This window comes from Burkholderia sp. LMU1-1-1.1 (assembly GCF_040675865.1).
Classification (GTDB): Bacteria; Pseudomonadota; Gammaproteobacteria; order Burkholderiales; family Burkholderiaceae_D; genus Rugamonas.
On sequence record NZ_JBEGHG010000015.1, the window covers coordinates 1 to 19,393 of the forward strand.

The 19,393-nt window shown below is 62.6% G+C and carries 19 protein-coding genes and 1 other RNA gene; 12 read left to right on the forward strand and 8 right to left on the reverse strand.

Features of this window, described 5'->3' with window-relative positions:
* Together MRBLMU1_RS15320 and aceE are read right to left on the reverse strand one after the other, a co-directional pair.
* The coding region (locus MRBLMU1_RS15320) for a biotin/lipoyl-containing protein (protein WP_363502810.1) at positions 1-280 on the reverse strand (280 nt) is incomplete at its 3' end.
* A 21-nt stretch (positions 281-301) separates the two neighbouring features.
* Positions 302-2,992 (reverse strand): pyruvate dehydrogenase (acetyl-transferring), homodimeric type, encoded by a 2,691-nt coding sequence (aceE, locus tag MRBLMU1_RS15325; protein WP_363502812.1) that lies wholly within the window; start codon positions 2,990-2,992, stop codon positions 302-304.
* A gap of 268 nt (positions 2,993-3,260) precedes the next feature.
* Between aceE and folD the strand changes: the two genes are divergently transcribed.
* From folD to MRBLMU1_RS15350, 5 genes are all read left to right on the forward strand, one after another.
* Positions 3,261-4,106, forward strand: a complete 846-nt coding sequence (gene folD, locus MRBLMU1_RS15330; RefSeq protein ID WP_315222831.1) for a bifunctional methylenetetrahydrofolate dehydrogenase/methenyltetrahydrofolate cyclohydrolase FolD — start codon at positions 3,261-3,263, stop codon at positions 4,104-4,106.
* A gap of 34 nt (positions 4,107-4,140) precedes the next feature.
* On the forward strand, positions 4,141-6,219 hold the full coding sequence (locus MRBLMU1_RS15335) for a M3 family metallopeptidase (RefSeq protein WP_363502815.1): 2,079 nt from the start codon (positions 4,141-4,143) through the stop codon (positions 6,217-6,219).
* 179 nt (positions 6,220-6,398) lie between these two features.
* Positions 6,399-6,824: a DNA polymerase III subunit chi gene (locus tag MRBLMU1_RS15340; RefSeq protein WP_363502817.1), complete on the forward strand. Its 426-nt coding sequence runs from the start codon at positions 6,399-6,401 to the stop codon at positions 6,822-6,824.
* On the forward strand, positions 6,821-7,237 hold the full coding sequence (locus tag MRBLMU1_RS15345; protein WP_363502819.1) for a hypothetical protein: 417 nt from the start codon (positions 6,821-6,823) through the stop codon (positions 7,235-7,237). The genes MRBLMU1_RS15340 and MRBLMU1_RS15345 overlap by 4 nt, the downstream gene beginning before the upstream one ends.
* A gap of 279 nt (positions 7,238-7,516) precedes the next feature.
* Positions 7,517-8,659 (forward strand): branched-chain amino acid ABC transporter substrate-binding protein, encoded by a 1,143-nt coding sequence (locus MRBLMU1_RS15350; RefSeq protein ID WP_363502821.1) that lies wholly within the window; start codon positions 7,517-7,519, stop codon positions 8,657-8,659.
* A gap of 64 nt (positions 8,660-8,723) precedes the next feature.
* On the opposite strand, the gene MRBLMU1_RS15355 is transcribed toward MRBLMU1_RS15350, so the two are convergent.
* Entirely contained in the window at positions 8,724-9,044 is a 321-nt protein-coding gene (locus tag MRBLMU1_RS15355) for a c-type cytochrome (protein WP_363502823.1), read from the reverse strand.
* Between the two features lie 186 nt (positions 9,045-9,230).
* Here MRBLMU1_RS15355 and MRBLMU1_RS15360 point away from each other — a divergent pair, with 186 nt between their 5' ends.
* The 5 genes from MRBLMU1_RS15360 (at position 9,231) to MRBLMU1_RS15380 (ending at position 14,194) form a co-directional block, all read left to right on the forward strand.
* Positions 9,231-9,455 (forward strand): TIGR04438 family Trp-rich protein, encoded by a 225-nt coding sequence (locus MRBLMU1_RS15360; RefSeq protein WP_363502825.1) that lies wholly within the window; start codon positions 9,231-9,233, stop codon positions 9,453-9,455.
* 290 nt (positions 9,456-9,745) lie between these two features.
* Entirely contained in the window at positions 9,746-11,437 is a 1,692-nt protein-coding gene (locus MRBLMU1_RS15365; protein WP_363502827.1) for a methyl-accepting chemotaxis protein, read from the forward strand.
* Positions 11,438-11,458: 21 nt separating this feature from the next.
* Positions 11,459-12,091, forward strand: coding sequence for an adenylyl-sulfate kinase (cysC, locus tag MRBLMU1_RS15370; RefSeq protein WP_363502829.1), 633 nt, complete (start codon positions 11,459-11,461; stop codon positions 12,089-12,091).
* A 5-nt stretch (positions 12,092-12,096) separates the two neighbouring features.
* Positions 12,097-13,086 (forward strand): hypothetical protein, encoded by a 990-nt coding sequence (locus tag MRBLMU1_RS15375; protein ID WP_363502831.1) that lies wholly within the window; start codon positions 12,097-12,099, stop codon positions 13,084-13,086.
* On the forward strand, positions 13,061-14,194 hold the full coding sequence (locus tag MRBLMU1_RS15380) for a sulfotransferase family protein (RefSeq protein ID WP_363502833.1): 1,134 nt from the start codon (positions 13,061-13,063) through the stop codon (positions 14,192-14,194). The genes MRBLMU1_RS15375 and MRBLMU1_RS15380 overlap by 26 nt, the downstream gene beginning before the upstream one ends.
* Positions 14,195-14,218: 24 nt before the next feature.
* On the opposite strand, the gene ilvD is transcribed toward MRBLMU1_RS15380, so the two are convergent.
* Positions 14,219-16,081 carry a dihydroxy-acid dehydratase gene (ilvD, locus tag MRBLMU1_RS15385; protein WP_363502835.1) on the reverse strand — a complete coding sequence of 621 codons (1,863 nt, stop codon included), beginning with the start codon at positions 16,079-16,081 and terminating at the stop codon, positions 14,219-14,221.
* A 162-nt stretch (positions 16,082-16,243) separates the two neighbouring features.
* Here ilvD and MRBLMU1_RS15390 point away from each other — a divergent pair, with 162 nt between their 5' ends.
* Both MRBLMU1_RS15390 and lgt read left to right on the forward strand, forming a co-directional pair.
* On the forward strand, positions 16,244-17,164 hold the full coding sequence (locus MRBLMU1_RS15390; RefSeq protein WP_363502837.1) for a LysR family transcriptional regulator: 921 nt from the start codon (positions 16,244-16,246) through the stop codon (positions 17,162-17,164).
* Positions 17,158-18,018 carry a prolipoprotein diacylglyceryl transferase gene (lgt, locus tag MRBLMU1_RS15395; RefSeq protein ID WP_363502839.1) on the forward strand — a complete coding sequence of 287 codons (861 nt, stop codon included), beginning with the start codon at positions 17,158-17,160 and terminating at the stop codon, positions 18,016-18,018. Before MRBLMU1_RS15390 ends, lgt begins: the two co-directional genes overlap by 7 nt.
* Here lgt and MRBLMU1_RS15400 read toward each other — a convergent pair.
* From MRBLMU1_RS15400 to MRBLMU1_RS15415, 4 genes are all read right to left on the reverse strand, one after another.
* Positions 17,999-18,460: an EVE domain-containing protein gene (locus MRBLMU1_RS15400; protein ID WP_363502841.1), complete on the reverse strand. Its 462-nt coding sequence runs from the start codon at positions 18,458-18,460 to the stop codon at positions 17,999-18,001. The two genes, lgt and MRBLMU1_RS15400, sit on opposite strands and share 20 nt — an antisense overlap.
* Before the next feature lie 62 nt (positions 18,461-18,522).
* Positions 18,523-18,703: non-coding RNA, 6S RNA (gene ssrS / locus MRBLMU1_RS15405), on the reverse strand.
* A gap of 46 nt (positions 18,704-18,749) precedes the next feature.
* A complete protein-coding gene (locus tag MRBLMU1_RS15410; RefSeq protein WP_090322921.1) occupies positions 18,750-19,061 on the reverse strand; it encodes a cell division protein ZapA in 312 nt (103 codons plus the stop codon).
* The gene (locus tag MRBLMU1_RS15415) at positions 19,058-19,333 is read right to left on the reverse strand and encodes a hypothetical protein (RefSeq protein ID WP_363502843.1); all 276 of its coding nucleotides are present in this window, start codon (positions 19,331-19,333) and stop codon (positions 19,058-19,060) included. The genes MRBLMU1_RS15410 and MRBLMU1_RS15415 overlap by 4 nt, the downstream gene beginning before the upstream one ends.
* Positions 19,334-19,393 lie beyond the last annotated feature (60 nt).

Sequence of the window (19,393 nt, forward strand, 5' to 3'; positions counted from 1 at the left end):
GCGCCGGCGCGGCGGCAGCGGCGGCCGGCGCGGCGGCGGCGCCTTCGGCCTCCACCAGCAACAGCAGCGAACCCTCGGCGACCTTGTCGCCGACCTTGACCTTGATTTCCTTGACCACGCCGGCGGCGGACGAAGGAATCTCCATGCTTGCCTTATCCGATTCAACGGTGATCAGCGACTGATCGACCTTGATCGTATCGCCGACCTTGATCATCAATTCAATGATTTCAACTTCCTTGAAATCGCCGATATCCGGGACTTTAACTTCCACAATGCTCATAGCGTTTGCTCCGTATTCTATTTATTGGGTCACCGGATTTGGCTTGTTCGGATTCAGGCCGTACTTGACGACTGCCTCCTCAACCACCTTGACGTCGATCTTGCCTTCTTCGGCCAGCGATTTCAGCGCGGCGACCGTGATGTAGTAACGGTTCACCTCGAAGAATTCACGCAGCGCGGCGCGGGTGTCCGAACGGCCGAAACCATCGGTGCCCAGCACGCGGTAGGTGCGGTCCTTGGGAATGAAGGCGCGGATCTGTTCAGCAAAGGCGCGCATGTAATCGGTCGTCGCAACGATAGGACCGGAGGTATCTTTCAGCAGCTGGGTCACGTAAGGAACACGTGCTTCCTTGGTCGGGTTGACCAGGTTCCAGCGCTCGGCGTCCTGGCCGTCGCGGGCCACCAGGGTCAGCGAAGGAGCGGACCAAACGTCGGCGGCGATGTTCCAGTCGTTCTTCAGCAGGTCGGCGGCGAAGATCGATTCGCGCAGGATGGTGCCGGAGCCGATCAGCTGCACGCGCTGCTTGGCTTTCTCGTCGCCCTTCTGCAGCAGGTACATGCCCTTCAGGATGCCCTCTTCCTGGCCTGGCTTGATGCCTGGATGCGGGTAGTTCTCGTTCATGATGGTGATGTAGTAGAACACGTCTTCCTGTTCTTCCACCATGCGGCGCATACCGTCCTGGATGATCACTGCCAGTTCGTGGCCGAAGGTCGGATCGTACGGCATGCAGTTCGGTACGGCGGCCGCGAACAGGTGGCTATGGCCGTCCTCGTGCTGCAGGCCTTCGCCGTTCAGCGTGGTGCGGCCGGCGGTGCCGCCCATCAGGAAGCCGCGCGAACGCATATCGGCCGCTGCCCACACCAGATCGCCGATACGCTGCATACCGAACATCGAGTAGTAGGTGTAGAACGGGATCATCACGCGGTTGTTGGTCGAGTACGACGTCGCCGCTGCGATCCACGAGCTCATACCACCGGCTTCATTGATACCCTCTTGCAGGATCTGGCCGGCCTTGTCTTCGCGGTAGTACATGACCTGGTCTTTGTCGACCGGCTCGTACAACTGGCCTTGCTGGTTGAAGATGCCGACCTGACGGAACAAGCCTTCCATACCGAAGGTGCGCGACTCGTCGACCAGGATCGGGACGATGCGCGAACCGACGCTAGGGTCTTTCAGCAGCGTGGTGAGGATACGCACGAAGGTCTGGGTGCTCGATACTTCACGGCCTTCGGCGGTCGCATCCAGCACGTTCTGGAAGGCGCTCAGTGGCGGCACGGTCAGTTTTTCATCGGCTTGCTGGCGGCGGGCCGGCAGGTAGCCGCCCAGCGCGGCGCGGCGCTCGTGCAGGTACTTGATTTCCGGCGCGTCGTCGGCCGGCTTGTAGAACGGGATGTCGGCCAGCTTGTCGTCCGGGATGGGGATCGAGTAGCGGTCGCGCATTTCGCGCACGGCTTCGTCGGTCAGCTTTTTGGTGTTGTGCGCGGTGTTGCGCGCTTCGCCGTGCTTGCCCATGCCGAAGCCCTTGATGGTCTTCACCAGCAGGACGGTCGGCTGACCTTTGTGCTCTTGCGCGACCTTGAAGGCGGCGTAGATCTTGTGCGGATCGTGGCCGCCACGGGTCAGGCGCCAGATGTCGTCGTCGGTCATGTTGGCGACCATTTCCAGCAGCTTCGGATGCTTGCCGAAGAAGTGCTTGCGCACGTAGGCGCCGTCCTTGGCTTTGTAGTTCTGGTATTCGCCGTCCAGCGTTTCCATCATCACCTTGCGCAGGATGCCGTCCTTGTCCTGCTTCAGCAGCGCGTCCCAGCCCGGACCCCAGATGACTTTGACGACGTTCCAGCCGGCGCCGCGGAAGTCCGCTTCCAGCTCTTGAATGATCTTGCCGTTGCCGCGCACCGGGCCGTCCAGACGCTGCAGGTTGCAGTTGACGACGATGACCAGGTTGTCCAGCTTTTCACGCGCGGCCATGCCGATCGCGCCCAGCGATTCCGGTTCATCCATCTCGCCGTCGCCGCAGAAGGCCCAGACCTTGCGGTCGGTGGTGTCGGCGATCGAGCGCGCGTGCAGGTACTTCAGGAAGCGCGCCTGGTAGATCGCCATCAACGGGCCCAGGCCCATCGACACGGTCGGGAACTGCCAGAAGTCCGGCATCAGTTTCGGGTGCGGATACGACGACAGACCCTTGCCGTCGACTTCGCGACGGTAATGGGTCAGTTGTTCTTCGGTCAGGCGGCCTTCCAGGAACGCGCGGGCGTAGACGCCTGGCGACGAGTGCCCCTGGATGTACAGCAGGTCGCCGCCGTGGCTTTCGCTCGGCGCTTTCCAGAAGTGGTTGAAACCGATGCCCAGCATGTTGGCCAGCGAGGCGAACGAGGACAGGTGGCCACCGAGGTCGCCGTCGACGCGGTTGGCCTTGACGACCATCGCCATGGCGTTCCAGCGCATCCACGAGCGCAGCTTCTCTTCGTATTCCAGGTTGCCCGGGCAGTGCACTTCCATGCTGGTCGGGATGGTGTTGACGTAGGCGGTGTTGGCCGAGAACGGGATGTCCGAGCCGCTTTGGCGGGCCAGGTCGATCAGGCGTTCCATCAGGTAATGAGCACGTTCAGGGCCCTCTTGTTCCAGCACTGCGGCCAGAGCATCCAACCATTCTTTGGTTTCTTGCGAATCAGGGTCGGTGTTTGCCGTTACCTGGTCAAGTTGAGCTGACATGTATTAAGTCTCCTGAGTTGAGTGCCCGTTTTATACCGTTCTGGGCCGTTGGAACGCTGTCTTTAATGAATTATTTACTATTACTTCAATGACGTGTGGGGATTCTAACAGTGATTTTTTGGTTTTTCAAACTATGATACGACATTTCGTATTATGAAATTGCCCTATGAAAATCTTGTGCGACGCAGCATGGCAAACTGCTTGGAAACGCGGCGCGGCGCGCCCCGGCGCTTTATAATCCTGCTTTCCTCTCCAACCTGGTTAAATCATGCCTGCTCAACTGATCGACGGAATCGCCCTCTCCCAAAAACTGCGCGCGGAAATTGCTGCACGTGCTGCCGCCCTCACCGCCAAAGGCAAAAAACCCGGCCTGGCCGTGATCCTGGTCGGCGACGACCCGGCCAGCCACGTATATGTCCGCAACAAGGTCAAGGGGTGCGAGGACGCCGGTTTCTACTCGTTGAAGGAACAGTACCCTGCCGACCTGACCGAGGCCGCCCTGCTCGAACGCATCGCCGCCCTGAACGCCGATCCGGCCATCCACGGCATCCTGGTGCAAATGCCGCTGCCTAAACACATCAACCCGCACAAGGTCATCGAAGCGATCTCGACCACCAAGGACGTCGACGGCTACTCGGTGCTCAGCGCCGGCGAGCTGATGACGGGCCTGGAAGGCTTCCGTCCGTGCACGCCGTACGGCTGCATGAAGCTGATCGAAAGCACCGGCGTCGACCTGCGCGGCAAGCACGCGGTCGTCATCGGCCGCAGCAACACCGTCGGCAAGCCGATGGCGCTGCTGCTCTTGCAAGCCAACGCCACCGTCACCATCTGCCATAGCGCGACGCCGGATCTGGGCCTGTACACCCGCCAGGCCGATGTCGTCGTGGCCGCCGTCGGCCGCCGCAACACCCTGACCGCCGACATGGTCAAGCCGGGCGCGATCGTCATCGACGTCGGCATGAACCGCGACGACGCGGGCAAGCTGTGCGGCGACGTGGATTTTGCCGGTGTTAAGGAAGTGGCGTCGCACATCACGCCGGTGCCCGGTGGCGTCGGTCCGATGACGATCACGATGCTGTTGATGAACACTGTAGAGGCGGCGGAACGCAGCTAACCGCGAGCATTTAAACAACCTATTGGAAGCTGACATGACCACAGACGCAAGCAATCCCCTTCTCGATTTTTCCGGCCTGGCGCGCTTCGACGCGATCAAGCCCGAGCATGTCACCCCGGCCATCGACGACCTGCTGGCCAAGAGCCGCGCCGTCGTCGAACAGTTGCAAGCGCCCTCGGAGCAAGTGACGTGGGAGAACTTCGTCACGCCACTGGAGAACGCCACCGAGCTGCTGGGACGCGCCTGGGGCATCGTCAGCCATCTGAACAACGTGGTCGACACGCCCGAGCTGCGCGCCACCTTCAACGAGAACCAGCCCAAGGTCACCGAGTTCTGGACCGCGCTGGCGCAGAACGAGGCGCTGTTCGCCAAATACAAGGCGCTGCGCGCGTCGCCCGAATTCGCCACCCTGTCGCCGGCGCGCAAGCGCATCGTCGACAACGCCATCCGCGATTTCCGCATGGGCGGCGCCGAGCTGCCGGCCGATAAGAAGGAACGCTTCGCCGCCATCCAGGAAGAGCACGCGTCGGTGTCGACCCGCTTTTCCGAAAACGTGCTCGACGCCACCAACGATTACAAGCTGCTGGTGACCGACGAGGCCGACCTGGCCGGCCTGCCGGACGATGTCAAGGCGGCCGCCCGCGCCGCCGCCGAAAAGGACGGCAAGCAAGGCTGGCAATTCTCGCTGCACTTCCCGTCCTACTACCCGATCCTGCAATTCGCCCACAAGCGCGAGCTGCGCGAGACCGTCTACCGCGCCAACGCCACCAAGGCGTCCGAGCAGGGCGACGTGTTCAGCAAAAAGGACGAGTGGGACAACACGCAAAACATCGTCACCTTGCTCAAGCTGCGCGACGAGGAAGCCAAGCTGCTCGGCTACAAGAATTTCGCCGAGGTGTCGCTGGTGCCGAAGATGGCCAAGTCGCCCGACGAGGTCGTCAACTTCCTGGAAGACCTGGCCAAACGCGCGCGTCCGTTCGCCGAGAAGGATCTGGAAGAGCTGCGCCAGTTCGCCAAGGCCGAACTGGGCATCGACGAATTGAAGGCGTGGGACATTCCGTACGCGTCCGAAAAATTGCAGGAACAGCGCTACGCGTTTTCCGCGCAGGAAGTGAAGCAGTACTTCCCGGAACATAAAGTGGTCGACGGCTTGTTCCGCCTGATCCAGAACCTGTTCACGGTCGAGATCAAACCGGACCAGGCGCCGGTCTGGCACAAGGACGTGCGCTTCTTCCGCATCGAACGCGACGGCAAGCTGATCGGCCAGTTCTACCTGGACCTGTACGCGCGCGCCGGCAAGAGCGGCGGCGCCTGGATGGACGACGCCCGTGGCCGCCGCGCCGACAAGCAGACCGTGCAAACGCCGATCGCCTACCTGACCTGCAACTTCACCGAACCGGCCGTGGTCGACAGCAAGGCGCAGCCGTCGCTGTTCACGCACGACGAGGTGATCACCTTGTTCCACGAGTTCGGCCACGGCCTGCACCACATGCTGACGGCGGTCGACGAGCTGGGCGTGTCGGGCATCTCCGGCGTCGAGTGGGACGCGGTCGAACTGCCGTCGCAGTTCATGGAAAACTTCTGCTGGGAATGGGAAGTGCTGGAACACATGACGGCCCACGCCGTCACCGGCGAACCGCTGCCGCGCGCGCTGTACGACAAGATGCTGGCCGCGAAGAATTTCCAGTCCGGTTTGCAGACCTTGCGCCAGGTCGAGTTCTCGCTGCTGGACATGCACCTGCACTACGACTACGACGCCAGCACCGGCAAGACCGTGCAGCAACTGATCGACGAAGTGCGCGCCAAGTTCGCGCTGATCATTCCGCCGGCGTTCAACCGCTTCCAGAATTCCTTCGGCCACATTTTCGCCGGCGGCTACGCGGCCGGCTACTACAGCTACAAGTGGGCCGAGGTGCTGTCCGCCGACGCCTACGCGGCGTTCGAGGAAGCCAAGGCGCTGGGACCGGCGGCGACGACGGAAACGGGCAAGCGCTACCTGCGGGAGATCCTGTCGGTCGGCGGCTCGCGCCCGGCGCTCGAATCGTTCACCGCCTTCCGCGGCCGCGAGCCGAGCATCGACGCGCTGCTGCGCCACAGCGGTATGGCCGCCTGAACAAACTTCGTCTAAACGAGATACCGCCGCGCGCATCGAAAGCCGATGACGCGCGGCATTTTCGTTTTACGCGGGGTCGATAGCAACATCGATGCCAGCGGCAAAAACAGTTTTCGCATAAACTGGAATCATGCGGGCCACGCCGCCCGCCATTCCCCTCTACAGACAGAACAACAGCTATGACACGCATCGATTTCCACACCAATGTGCCGGACAAGATCGCCTACGCCTGCCGCCTGGTGCGCAAGGCCTGGGCGGCCAACCACCGCGTGGTGCTGATGGCGGAAGATGAGGCACAACTGACGGAACTTAACGCGGCGATGTGGACATTTTCGGCGACCGACTTCCTGCCGCACGTGCTGGCCGGCGACGCGCTCGCGCCGCACACGCCGATCGTGCTCACCGACAACGATGAGGCGGAATTACCACACACCGAATTATTAGTGAATTTGTCGCGCCGCGCGCCAAACCGGGTCGCGCAGTTTCAGCGCATGATAGAAGTGATTTCCTCCGACGAGGATGATGCGGCCGCCGGCCGCAAGCGCTATGTCGCCTACAAGCAGCAAGACTATCCACTCACCCACTTTGTCACAGGAAAATCATGAGCCAAGCCCAATCGTTTGACGCCAGTATCCCTGTATTGACGGAAGTCCTCAAAGCCGAGCCGCTGGGCGGGGACTTGCTACCCGGCGAAACGGCCAACGCGCCGCTCGCCACCTCCACCCGCGCCGAAATGGCCGCCCAGCTCGAAGCCGACGCCGTCGACGGCTGGAGCGACGCCGAATGGGCGATGCTGGAGCATCGCCTGTCCGAGCGCATCATGGGCAAGCTGCAATCGCGCGTCGACTTCGTGCTCGAGCAGCGCATCAAGGACAGCATGGCCGAAGTGCTGACACACGCGCTGCACGGCCTGACCAACGAGATCCGCATCGGCCTGCACGACACCATCGAGAAGATCGTCGCCCGCGCCGTGTCGCAGGAGCTGACGCATCTGCAAGCGCAAAAGAAGTCGCAATAGTCCGAACCCGTCCATCCCACCCCGCTTCCCTTCCCTCCGGTCCGCGCCCCCACGGTGCGCGGATCGCCCCGTTTGCGCGCACGGCCGCACCAATTTTGGTAATGCATCATAGATAGCCGTACCAATTCTGGAGCTGCATCATAAAAGCGCAAACTTTCGCGTTTCTTTCGTGTTTCCTCCTTTGCGCGGGCAATAATTTGTTGTACCTTTTGGCCTTGCAGAAAAAAACCGCGGCGTTCACAAGACAGCCGTCGACTATTCAACCATTGGAGAATGTATATGCTGTTCAAATCTAAATTCATTCCACTCGCCATCGCCCTGGCTTTCGCCGGCAGCGCCGGTGCGCAAGAAGTGATCAAGATCGGCCACGTCGGCCCGGTCTCGGGTCCGTCGGCTCACCTCGGCAAGGACAATGAAAACGGCGCCAAGATGGCAGTCGAAGAATTGAACGCCAAAGGCTTCAAAATCGACGGCAAGCCGGTCAAGTTCGTACTGCAACTGGAGGACGACGCCAGCGATCCGAAACAAGGCACGGCGGTCGCGCAGAAGCTGGTCGACGCCAAGGTCAACGGCGTGATCGGCCACCTGAACTCGGGCACCAGCATTCCGGCCTCGAAGATCTACTACGACGCCGGCATTCCACAGATCTCCCCCGCCACGACGCAAACCAAGTACACGCAGCAAGGCTTCAACTCGACGTTCCGCGTGGTCGCCAATGACGCCAAGCTGGGCGGCACCCTCGGGGCCTACGCCGTCGGCAAGATGGGCGCCAAGAAGATCGCCGTCATCGACGACCGCACCGCCTACGGCCAGGGCGTCGCCGACGAATTCATCAAGGGCGCCAAGAAAGCGCTGCCGGGCGTGCAAATCGTCGGCAAGGAATTCACCAACGACAAGGCCACCGACTTCAACGCCATCCTGACCACCATCAAGGGCAAGAATCCGGACCTGGTGTTCTTCGGCGGCATGGACTCGGTCGGCGGCCCGCTGCTGCGCCAGATGAAGGCGCTGGGCATCAAGGCCAAATACATGGGCGGAGACGGCATCTGCACCGAGCCGTTCGCCAAGCTGGCCGGCGACGCCGCCACCAACGGCACGGTGATCTGCGCCGAAGCGGGCGGTGTGTCGCCTGAGCAGCAAAAGAACATGGACGACTTCGTCGCCCGCTACAAGAAGAAATACAACGCCGACGTGCAGATCTACGCGCCGTACGTGTACGACGCCGTCATGACGATGGCCACCGCGATGGCCGAGGCCAAATCGTCGCAACCGGCCAAGTACCTGCCGTTCCTGCACAAGATCAAGTACCAGGGCGTAACGGGTCTGATCTCGTTCGACCCGAAAGGCGACATCAAGGACGGCGCGCTGACTTTGTTCACCTACACCGATGGCAAGAAAACCAAGGTCGAAGTGGTCAAATAAATTATCCGGCCCAACAAAAAACGCACCCCGTGGGGTGCGTTTTTTTATGCCGGCCAGAAGTGGATTACTTCTGCGCCAGTACCCATTTGACCAGGGTCTTGGCTTCCGCCTCGCTCACCTGCGGGTTGGCCGGCATCGGGATCGCGCCCCAGGTGCCCGAGCCGCCCTTGATCACTTTGGTGGCCAGCTTGGCCTCCGCGTCCTTTTGACCGGCGTATTTCGCGGCCACATCCTTATAGGCGGGGCCGACCAGCTTGGTCGCGACAGCGTGGCAAGCCATGCAGTTCTTCGCCTTCGCCAGATCCATGCCGGCATCCGCCATCGCCGACGACGATGCGAAAGCCGTGGCCACTACCATCCCAACCATCATCAAATTGCGTTTCATTGTGTTCTCCAAGTTAATGCTATCAATGCATGCTATCAATTCGGTGCTATCGATCCGCCGATCATTCTACCGTGTTTTGCCATTGTGCATTTAACGCATAAACCGCCCAAGGGTTGACCCAGAATTAGAATATTGCCCCCAGTAAAGCTAGAATCTTTGTAAGATGAGGGCAGGAGGAAATCCAACATGCCTATCATTCTGCTGATCGTGGCGCTGTCGGGGCTGCGTTATTTTGAAGTGTGGAAGTTCGCCCAGATCTCCTGGTGGTGGATCGTCGCGTTGAGCGTGTTCGCCTTTGTCTGGTTCGAATTCCTGGAACCCCTGTTTGGCCTGGACAAACGAAAAGCGCATAACGAAGACGAACGCCGCCGTAAGGCCCGCGTCAAAAAAAACTTCGACAAGAAGTCGTAAGACCGCAACAGTGGCCCTAAAGCCCGCCACACTCATCTTTCGTTGCGTGATGCAAGTCGCCGCCCGCGCCGATACTGCCGCGCTCGCCTTCTTGCCTGTGGACGCATAAAGCTAAGCCTTCTTTTACCTCACGTCAATGCCGGCGCGCATTGTTGCGTCTCAACAAAAAGTGACTATTGGAGACTTTTTAACCCCGCGCGCTCACTAAGATGAATCGTCCGATATGCGAAATTCTTATTTGCATATGCGGATCACGATGGACCTCAGGAGGAAGTATGAAAGCGCGTAACATGACAATTGCGAAACGGCTGGGCATGGGTTTTGGCCTCGTTTCGGTGTTTCTCATAGTAGTAATAGCGCTGGGATTGGTCAGCATGCGCCAAATCCAGGGCCGCATGGACGAGATCATCAACGTCAACGGCGTCGAGACCAGGCTCGCCCAAACCATGGATTTGACCGTCACCGAGCGCGCACTGGCACTGCGCAACCTGATTTTGTTAAAAGAAGATAAAGAAATCCAGATCGAGATCAAACGCATCGCCGAACAGGAAAAAAAATACGCCGCTGCCCAGGACAAATTGGCCCAGATGTTCGGCAAGCTCGAGGAGACGTCGGCCGAGGAAAAACAACTGCTGGACCAGATCCAGAAACAGGCCGTGCTGGCCGCCCCCTTCATCCAGCGCGCCGCCGGCCTGGCGCTGGAGCAACAACAGGACGACGCGTACAAGCTGCTGCGCTATGAATTCCGCCCGGTGCAAAAAGCTTGGTGGGAAATGCTGCGCAAGCTCATCGCCGTCGAGGAAAAGCAGAATCTGGAGGCCACCGAGGCCGCCGCGGCCGCCTACGAGCGCGCCCGCACGGTGATGCTGATCATCGGCTCGCTGGCCCTGCTGACCAGCCTGGTCGCGGCGGTGTTGATCACGCGCGGCGTCGTGCGCGAACTGGGCTGCGAGCCGGAGCACGCCGCCGAGATCGCCGGCCAGATCGCCGCCGGCAACCTGGCCGTGCACATCGCCACCAAACCGGGCGACACGCACAGCCTGCTGTTCGCGATGCGCTCCATGCGCGACAGTCTGGCGGAGATCGTTAGCCAGGTGCACGCCAGCACCGAGACCATCGCCTGCGCGGCCGGCCAGATCGCCTCCGGCAACCTCGACCTGTCCTCGCGCACCGAGCAGCAGGCCAGCACGCTGGAGGAAACCGCCTCGTCGATGGAGGAGTTGACCAGCACCGTGCGCCTGAACACGGACCACGCGCGCCAGGCCAACGGCTTGGCCGAATCGGCCTCCAGCGTCGCGGTCAAGGGCGGCGCCGTGGTCGCGCAGGTGGTCGACACGATGGCCGCCATCAATATCTCGGCGCGCAAGATCGTCGACATCATCGGCGTCATCGACGGCATCGCCTTCCAGACCAACATCCTCGCGCTCAATGCCGCCGTCGAGGCGGCGCGCGCCGGCGAGCAGGGACGCGGCTTCGCCGTGGTGGCGACCGAGGTGCGCAACCTGGCGCAGCGCTCGGCGGCGGCGGCCAAGGAGATCAAGGACCTGATCGGCGACTCGGTCGACAAGGTCGAAGCGGGCAACCGCCTGGTCGAACAGGCCGGCTCGACGATGCACGAGGTGGTCGCCAGCGTCAAGCGCGTGACCGACATCATGTCCGAGATCATGTCGGCCAGCCAGGAGCAATCGAACGGCATCGAGCAAATCAACACCGCCGTCACCCAGATGGACGACGTGACGCAGCAGAACGCCGCGCTGGTCGAGGAGGCGGCCGCCGCCGCGCAGGCCATGCAGGACCAGGTCAACAGTCTCAATGAGGTGGTCGGCATCTTCCGCGTCGAGGCGAAGCCCGGCGCGGCGCGCCCGCCCATGAAGTCGCTGGCCAAGCCGGCGCCGATGCAGCGGCTGGCCCACACGCCCGCCAAGCCGGCGGCGCGCGCCAAGGCGCCGGCGCTGGCCTCGGATAGCTGGGAACAATTCTAAGTCGCCAACGGAGAAACGATCATGGGCAAACTGGACAAAATCGATCCCCCCGGCATCGCCGGCAACGCGCCACACATCTTCTGGCACGCCAGCCAGGTGACGGCGCAGGCGCGCACGCACCAGGCGGGCCAGCAGGCCGCCACCGTGTGGCTGACCGGCTTGAGCGGCGCCGGCAAATCCACGCTGGCGTGCGCGCTGGAGACAAAGCTGATGGCGGCGGGCCACATGGCCTACGTGCTCGATGGCGACAATCTGCGCCACAACCTGAACCGCGATCTCGGCTTCTCGCCGGCCGACCGGCGCGAGAACATCCGCCGCAGCGCCGAAGTGGCGCGGCTGATGAACGACGCGGGCCTGATCGTGATCTGCGCCTTCATCTCGCCGCTGCGCAGCGACCGGGAGATCGCCCGCGACATCATCGGCAGCGGCAATTTTGTCGAAACCTACGTCAGCACGCCGTGCGAGGTGTGCGAGGAGCGCGATCCCAAGGGCCTGTACAAGAAGGCCCGCGCCGGGCTGATACCGGAATTCACCGGCGTCTCGGCGCCGTACGAGGTCCCGCTCGCACCGGCCATGTCGCTCGACACCGGCGAGCTGTCGCTGGAGCAGTCGTGCGAACAGCTGCTTGAGCACCTGTCGTACCGCTTCCTGTGATGCAGATGAAGTATGACGTCTTCAACGGCGACGCCGACGGCATCTGCGCGTTGCACCAGCTACGCCTGCACGCGCCGGCCGACACGCAACTGGTCACCGGCGTCAAGCGCGATATCGAACTGCTGCGGCGCGTGCCGCAAGGCGCGGCCGAGGTGCTGGTGCTCGACATTTCGCTCGACGCCAACGCCGGTGAGCTGCGGCGCCTGCTGGACGGCGGCGCGCGGGTCGACTACTACGACCACCACTCGGCCGATTGCGCCTTCGAGCATCCCGGCCTGCGCCTGCACTGCGACGGTTCGCCCGACGTCTGCACCAGCATCCTGGTCGACCGCCAGCTCGGCGGCCGCCACCGGCTGTGGGCCGTGACGGCGGCCTTCGGCGACAACCTGGAACAGGTCGGACAAACAATGGCGCTGGAGATGGGCCTGCGCGACGATGCGGTCGCCGAACTGGCGCAACTGGGCCAGACCATCAACTACAACGCCTACGGCGAATGCACGGAAGACCTGCACATCGCCCCCGAGGCGCTGTACCGTGAATTGAGCGGCTACGAAAACCCGTTCGACTTCATCGCCGCCAGCGCCGTCTACCGCGACCTGCGCGAAGGTTACCGCGAGGACTGCACCCGCCTGCACGAGCTGCAACCGTACCTCGAGCAGCCGGGCGGCGCCATCTACCTGCTGCCGGCGACACCCTGGTCGCGCCGCATCAGCGGCGTGCTGGCCAACCGGCTGGCGGCGCGGCGCGACGGCGCCTCCTTCGCCGTGCTCAATGAACGGGCCGACGGATCCTATCTGGTCAGCGTGCGCTCCGGCGCGCCGTCGCTGCGCAGCGCCTGTGGACTGTGCCAGCAATTCGACAGCGGCGGAGGCAGGGTCGCCGCCGCCGGCATCAACCGCTTGCCGCGCCAGGAACTGGCCAGCTTCATGAAACGCTTTTGCGAATATTTTGAATTGAAAGGAACATGGAATGACTACCGCCCCCAAAACTCCTAGCCTCCAGATGGCCCAGGGCGCGCGTCCGCGTCCCGTGATGATGATACCGCTGCGCCGCTGCGGCAGCCACGCGCTGCGCCTGCGGCTGAACATGTCGCCGCAGTTCTATTCGCCCTACCCGCTGCACATCGTCGACCTGATGCCGCTGGTGCCGCTGTACGGCGACCTGCGCGACGACCGCAGCTACTTCCGCATGGTGGCCGACGTGGTCGGTCTGCAGGCGGTCAGCATGGTCAAGTGGCCCGGCGCGGTGTTCGACCCTGTCGAAATCTTCGAAACCATCCGCAACCAGCCGCGCAGCATCCACCGCGTGGTGTGGGAACTGCTGCTGCGCGCCGGCGAGCGCCAGCACGCCAGCGTGGTGATGGACAAGTCGCTCGACAGCGTGCACTACGCCGACCAGCAGATGGAGCTGTATCCGGATATGTTGTTCGTCAACGTGGTGCGCGATCCGCGCGCGCAGGTGGCGTCGATGAACCGCGCCATCATCCATGATTTCGACAGCCTGCTCAACGCGCAGACCTGGCTGGCCGCGCACCGCGCCGCCGACCATGTGCGGCTGCGCTGGCCGGAGCGGGTGCTGACGATACGCTATGAGGATTTCCTGTCGCAGCAGGAGACAACGCTGCGGCAGGTGTGCGTCTTCCTCGGCATCGACTTCCTGCCGCAGATGCTGGACGTGACGGGCTCGCAGGAAGCGAAGCAGATCTCGCAATTGTCGGCGTTGTGGTCGTCGAACTGCTACCCGCCGATCGCCGCCAATATCGACAAGTTCAAGCAGCAGTTGACGACGCCGGAGATCAACGTCATCGAGACGGTGACGGGCGAGTTTATGGATCGCTATGGCTACACGCGCTTGACGGCGGGCGATACCGAGATCACGCCGGAACTCAAGGCGCAGGCGCGCGTACGTTCGAACGAGGGCCGAGAGCGCGCGTGGCGCGATCTGGAATTGGATAATTTCAGGGATTATGTGCTGCGCCGCTGCCGCGCCGATTATCTGGCGCAGCTGGCGGCCAGGTTGACGCAGCAGGCGGCGCATCCGGGCCGCAACACCATCGTCACGTTGGATGCGTTGGACCCGGCGGCGTTCGAGGTGACGGATTGAAGTCAGCCACCTCGAAGTGAGCGCTTAACGCTTCAACTGCGACAGGTCGCGCACCGCGCCACGGTCGGCGGACGTGGTCAACGCCGCGTACGCCTGCAACGCCTGCGACACATACCGCTCGCGGTTGACAGGCTGCCAGGCGTCGCCGCCCTTCGCTTCCATCACCTGGCGGCGCGCCGCCAGATCGGCGTCGCTGATGCGCAGATTGATGGTGCGGTTCGGGATATCGATGTCGATCATGTCGCCCTCTTCCACCAGACCGATGGCGCCACCCTCGGCCGCCTCCGGCGACGCGTGGCCGATCACCAGGCCCGACGACCCGCCCGAGAAGCGCCCATCCGTCAACAACGCGCACGCCTTGCCCAGGCCCTTGGACTTGATGTACGAGGTCGGATACAGCATCTCCTGCATGCCGGGACCACCTTTAGGGCCTTCGTAGCGGATGATCACGACATCGCCCTCGTGCACCGTGTCGCCCAGGATCGCCTCGACCGCCGAATCCTGGCTCTCGAACACGCGCGCCTTGCCGCTGAATTTCAGAATGCTCTCGTCGACGCCGGCCGTCTTGACGATGCAACCCTTCTCGGCCAGGTTACCGTACAAAACAGCCAGGCCGCCGTCCTGCGAATAGGCGTGCGCCTTGTCGCGGATGCAGCCGGTGCTGCGGTCCAGGTCCAGGGTCGCGAAACGCTCCGATTGGGAGAACGCCGTCTGCGTCGGCACGCCGCCCGGCGCGGCACGGAACAGCTGGTGCACCGCCGGATCGTCGCTGCGCTTGACGTCATTGCGTTCGATCGCCTCAGCCATGGTCGGCGCGTGGATGGTCGGCAGCGAGGTGTCGAGCAGGCCGCCGCGCGCCAGTTCGCCCAGGATGCCGATGATGCCGCCGGCGCGGTGCACGTCTTCGATGTGGTACTTGTCGGTCATCGGCGCGACCTTGCACAGGCATGGCACCTTGCGCGAGATGCGGTCAATGTCGGCCATGTTGAAGTCGACGCCCGCCTCGTGCGCGGCCGCCAGCAGGTGCAGCACGGTGTTGGTGGAGCCGCCCATCGAAACGTCGAGCGCCATGGCGTTTTCAAACGCGGCCTTGGTGGCGATGGAACGCGGCAGCACCGAGTAGTCGTCCTGCTCGTAGTGGCGCTTGGCCAGTTCGACCACCAGGCGGCCGGCGCGCAGGAACAGCTGTTCGCGGTCGGAGTGCGTGGCGAGGATGGTGCCGTTTCCCGGCAGGGCCAGGCCCAGCGCCTCGGTCAGACAGTTCATCGAGTTCGCGGTGAACATGCCCGAGCACGAACCGCAGGTCGGACAGGCGGAGCGCTCGATCTCGGCGACATCGGCATCGCTGACGGTTTGATCGCCGGCCTTGATCATGGCGTCGACCAGATCGAGCTTGATGATCTTCTGCGTGCCATTGACGACCTTGACCACCTTGCCGGCCTCCATCGGGCCGCCGGAGATGAACACCACCGGAATATTGATGCGCATGGCCGCCATCAGCATGCCCGGCGTGATCTTGTCGCAGTTGGAGATGCAGACCATCGCGTCGGCGCAGTGGGCGTTGACCATGTATTCGACCGAGTCGGCGATCAGGTCGCGCGACGGCAGCGAATACAGCATGCCGCCGTGTCCCATGGCGATGCCGTCATCGACGGCGATGGTGTTGAATTCCTTGGCGACGCCGCCGGCCTTCTCGATCTCGCGCGCCACCAGCTGTCCCAGGTCCTTCAGGTGCACGTGGCCGGGCACGAACTGCGTGAAGGAGTTCACCACGGCGACGATAGGCTTGTCGAAATCGCCATCCTTCATGCCGGTGGCGCGCCACAGGGCGCGCGCGCCGGCCATGTTGCGGCCGTGGGTGGTGGTACGGGAACGGTATACAGGCATGATGTTTCTCCAGTGATAAGGCGGCTCTAAGGCTTTGAGCGTAGCCTGACAGATTGCCTTGCCCCCGCCCCGGTGTCAAATATATGATTTTCGACTCTGTGAGTCGCATAAAATATCACCAGAGTGAATTTCAATACAAACACATATGAATCTCGAACGAGGATGAATCTGGAACTTCGCCAGTTGCGCTACTTCGTCACCGTGGCCGAGGAACTCCACTTCGGCAAAGCGGCGCTGCGCCTGCACATGACGCAACCGCCGCTGTCGCAGACGATCCAGGCGCTGGAGCAGTTGTTGGGCGCGGCGCTGTTCGAGCGTAGCCGCCGTGGCGTGGCGCTGACGCCGGCCGGCATCGCCCTGCTGCCGGAGGCCAGACGGCTGCTGGCGCAGGCCCAGGAGCTGCCGCAGCTGGTCCAGCGGGCCGCCGCCGGCGAGGTTGGCCGCCTGACCCTGGCCTTCGTCTCCTCGGCCGACTACAGCGTGCTGCCGCCCTTCCTGCGGGCCTACCGCGCCGCCTACCCGCAAGTGCAGATCACGCTGCAGGAAGCCACCTCCGACCTGCAGCTCGACGACCTGCTGCACAACCGCATCGACGCCGGCTTGCTGATTCCACCGCTGCCCGACAAGGCCAAACTGGAACTGGACTATCTGCCGGTGCTGAACGAGCCGCTGGTGCTGGCCGTTCCGGCCGGGCTGCTGGCGAAAAAGGGCAAGGTGGCGCTGGCCGCGCTGCAGGAGTCGTTCCCTGCGCTACCGCTGATCGTGTTCCCGCGCGCGATCTCGCCGGCGCTGTACGATGCCATCCTCTCGGTGTTCCGCGACGCCGGCATCACGCCGGAGATCGGCCAGCAGGCGATCCAGATGCAGACCATCGTCAGCCTGGTCTCGGCCGGCATGGGCATGGCGCTGGTGCCGCAGTCGGTCTCCAACCTGATGCGGCCCGGGGTAGAATACCGGGCCTTGGCCGACACCGGCCCGCTGGTCGAAACCGGCCTGGCCTGGCGCCGCGATAATACGTCGCCGGTGCTGCGCGGCTTTTTGGAACTACTGAATAAGAATTTAGGAAAGAACGCTTTATGCTGATACATCCGATGCCCGACCCGGTCGCCATTCATCTGGGGCCGGTCGCGATCCACTGGTATGGCCTGATGTACGTGCTGGCCTTCGCCCTGTTCATCACCCTGGGCCGGGTGCGCATCAAGCAGCCGCATATCGCCGCGCAGGGCTGGCGCAAGGAGGACCTGGACGACATGCTGTTCTACGGGATGCTCGGCGTCGTCATCGGCGGCCGCCTGGGCGAGGTGCTGTTCTATGAACCGGTCAAATACTTCTCCAACCCGATCGAGATCTTCAAGATCTGGCACGGCGGGATGTCCTTCCACGGCGGTTTCATCGGCGTGTTGATCGCGATGGCGGTGTGGGCGCGCCGCGTCGGCCGCAACCTGCTCGACGTCTACGACTTCATCGCCCCGCTGGTGCCGCTGGGTTACGCGGCGGGACGCCTGGGTAACTTCATCAACTCCGAGCTGCCGGGCCGCGTGGTGTCAGATCCGTCGCTGCCATGGGCGATGATGTGGCCGGACATTTCGTATCCGCTGTTCCCCAATCCCGTGTTCCTGCAAGGGCTGCGCCATCCGTCGCCGATCTACCAGATGCTGGTCGACGGTCTGCTGGTGTTCGTGATCCTGTGGCTGTACGCGCGCAAGGAGCGTCCGCGCCTTGCGGTGGGCGCCTTCTACACGCTGCTGTACGGGTGCGCGCGCTTCTTCACCGAGTACTTCCGCACGCCGGACTGGGAGACCACGGTGCTGGGCATGCCGATCACCTCAGGCCAGGTGTTGTCGCTGCCGATGATCGTCGGCGCCGTCGCCATGCTGGTGTGGGCCTACAAGGTCAAACAAAAAGGCCGCGCGCCGATCATTTCTTCAAAAGCTTGACGATCGCCTTCCATTGCGCCGCCGTGACGGGCGTGATGGACAGGCGGCTGCCCTTCTGCAGCACCACCATGTCCTCCAGCGCCGGGATGGTCCGCATTTCGGCCAACGACAGCAAACGGGTTTTCTCCGTCCCCTTCACATCGACCGAAATCCAGCGCGGCTGCTCCGGCGTCGCCTTGGCGTCGTAGTACTTGCTCTTCTTGTCGAACTGCGTGGCGTCGGGATACGGCCCGCCCACCACCACCGCCAGCCCGGCGATACCTGGCTCGGGGCAGCTCGAATGGTAGAACAGCACCCCATCGCCGTCCTGCATCTGGTCGCGCATGAAATTGCGCGCCTGGTAGTTACGCACGCCGAACCACGGCGTGGTCTGATCCTTCGCCGCCATCACGTCGTCGATACTGACCTCGTCCGGCTCGGACTTCATCAACCAATATTGCATCGCTTTTCTCCAGACGAAAAAAAGCGGCTGCGCATTCACATGCTAACAACCGCTTTCTAAAATGAGGCCCCGCCTGTGCCGTCTTTGCCGGCATCCCGAACCAAACGGTTCAAGGTGGTCACAGTTAGTTCAATTTCGGGTTCATCGGTCTAGCGACGCTCACGCCCATCGAACAAAATTCCGCAACCGGTGCACATAAATGGTTCAAGGAATATATGGCAATCGCGAACACCGCAGGGTACGAAGAAGTTTACTCTCTTGTCCGCCGCAAAGGAAGGAGTTTAGCGAATTAAAACAGGGTTTCTTGTGGAGTCAGTGCGCTATCGAGCACTTTGTGCATGGCTGCGATCTTGGTCTGCACCTCCAGGATCGACATGTCAGACAACGGACCTTGCGGCGATTTCACCGACAGGAATTCCGCCGCCATGCCCAGCGCGGCCATCACGGCGATGCGGTCGTTGCCCTTGATCTTGCCACCGTCGCGGATGCCGGTCATCTTCTTGTCCAGCAAAGCGGCCGCTTCGCGCAGCGCGCGCTCTTCCTCGGGTTTGCACACCAGACGGTATGGCTGTCCCATGATGGACACATCCAGCTGAATCATCGTACGTCCTCTTTTTCAGGCAGACGGCCGGCTGCTTCCTCGTCCTGCTCGGACGTGGATTCGGGCGTGGACTCGTCCTCCAGCGACGGCACTTTTTCCAGCAACGCCACGATCCTGCCGGACGCTTCGCTGAGGCGGCGCTGATAGCCCATATTTTCGACCACGAGGGCGGCATTGGCTTGGCGCAACTGAGCATTCTCGCGGCGCAAGGCAGTGGTCATGTCGGCCAACTGGTCGATCTTGTCGGATAGTTCTTCGAATTCGGAAATCATCCCGCCACTATAGGCAGCGCGCGGGGCGCCGTCAACCGAATCAGGCGACCGCAGCCCTAT

What these genes read in the sequence shown, in the direction of transcription:
- aceE (WP_363502812.1), bottom strand. Translation starts at nt 2,992, where the DNA reads ATGTCAGCTCAACTTGACCAGGTAACGGCAAACACCGACCCTGATTCG.
- folD (WP_315222831.1), top strand. Translation starts at nt 3,261, where the DNA reads ATGCCTGCTCAACTGATCGACGGAATCGCCCTCTCCCAAAAACTGCGC.
- MRBLMU1_RS15335 (WP_363502815.1), top strand. Translation starts at nt 4,141, where the DNA reads ATGACCACAGACGCAAGCAATCCCCTTCTCGATTTTTCCGGCCTGGCG.
- MRBLMU1_RS15340 (WP_363502817.1), top strand. Translation starts at nt 6,399, where the DNA reads ATGACACGCATCGATTTCCACACCAATGTGCCGGACAAGATCGCCTAC.
- MRBLMU1_RS15345 (WP_363502819.1), top strand. Translation starts at nt 6,821, where the DNA reads ATGAGCCAAGCCCAATCGTTTGACGCCAGTATCCCTGTATTGACGGAA.
- MRBLMU1_RS15350 (WP_363502821.1), top strand. Translation starts at nt 7,517, where the DNA reads ATGCTGTTCAAATCTAAATTCATTCCACTCGCCATCGCCCTGGCTTTC.
- MRBLMU1_RS15355 (WP_363502823.1), bottom strand. Translation starts at nt 9,044, where the DNA reads ATGAAACGCAATTTGATGATGGTTGGGATGGTAGTGGCCACGGCTTTC.
- MRBLMU1_RS15360 (WP_363502825.1), top strand. Translation starts at nt 9,231, where the DNA reads ATGCCTATCATTCTGCTGATCGTGGCGCTGTCGGGGCTGCGTTATTTT.
- MRBLMU1_RS15365 (WP_363502827.1), top strand. Translation starts at nt 9,746, where the DNA reads ATGACAATTGCGAAACGGCTGGGCATGGGTTTTGGCCTCGTTTCGGTG.
- cysC (WP_363502829.1), top strand. Translation starts at nt 11,459, where the DNA reads ATGGGCAAACTGGACAAAATCGATCCCCCCGGCATCGCCGGCAACGCG.
- MRBLMU1_RS15375 (WP_363502831.1), top strand. Translation starts at nt 12,097, where the DNA reads ATGAAGTATGACGTCTTCAACGGCGACGCCGACGGCATCTGCGCGTTG.
- MRBLMU1_RS15380 (WP_363502833.1), top strand. Translation starts at nt 13,061, where the DNA reads ATGACTACCGCCCCCAAAACTCCTAGCCTCCAGATGGCCCAGGGCGCG.
- ilvD (WP_363502835.1), bottom strand. Translation starts at nt 16,081, where the DNA reads ATGCCTGTATACCGTTCCCGTACCACCACCCACGGCCGCAACATGGCC.
- MRBLMU1_RS15390 (WP_363502837.1), top strand. Translation starts at nt 16,244, where the DNA reads ATGAATCTGGAACTTCGCCAGTTGCGCTACTTCGTCACCGTGGCCGAG.
- lgt (WP_363502839.1), top strand. Translation starts at nt 17,158, where the DNA reads ATGCTGATACATCCGATGCCCGACCCGGTCGCCATTCATCTGGGGCCG.
- MRBLMU1_RS15400 (WP_363502841.1), bottom strand. Translation starts at nt 18,460, where the DNA reads ATGCAATATTGGTTGATGAAGTCCGAGCCGGACGAGGTCAGTATCGAC.
- MRBLMU1_RS15410 (WP_090322921.1), bottom strand. Translation starts at nt 19,061, where the DNA reads ATGATTCAGCTGGATGTGTCCATCATGGGACAGCCATACCGTCTGGTG.
- MRBLMU1_RS15415 (WP_363502843.1), bottom strand. Translation starts at nt 19,333, where the DNA reads ATGATTTCCGAATTCGAAGAACTATCCGACAAGATCGACCAGTTGGCC.